This window comes from Fulvivirga lutimaris (genome assembly GCF_009711525.1).
Lineage (GTDB): Bacteria > Bacteroidota > Bacteroidia > Cytophagales > Cyclobacteriaceae > Fulvivirga > Fulvivirga lutimaris.
Window position 1 is genome coordinate 1 of sequence record NZ_SMLV01000022.1, and the last position, 314, is coordinate 314.

1 protein-coding gene is annotated in these 314 nt (G+C 46.8%); it reads right to left on the minus strand.

The features are described from left to right. Positions 1 to 314 (minus strand): PKD-like domain-containing protein (locus tag E1140_RS21100; protein WP_185153301.1); only part of this gene is annotated, 314 nt, incomplete at both ends.

Genomic DNA, 314 nt, shown 5'->3' on the forward strand with positions numbered 1-314 from the left:
ATCACTACATCTACTGCTGGTAAAGTTGTACAGTTCAATCCGCCATTCACCGTGGGCGTTATGCTATAGGTCGCTGTTATTGCTGCACCTGTTGTATTGGTCAATACATCGGTGATCGTTAAGGCATTCGACTCCGGTACATTCGTGCCCGTTGTGCCCTGCACCGAACCGTCACTCATCACTGGTAAACCCCAGCTGTATTCTGTGTTCAATGGTAAACCCGCTGGTGTTAAATTAACATGGTAATCAACATTGTCACCACTACAGATCGTCTTCACTTGTGCTGGTACAATCACTGGCTGTGGTTCTACAGT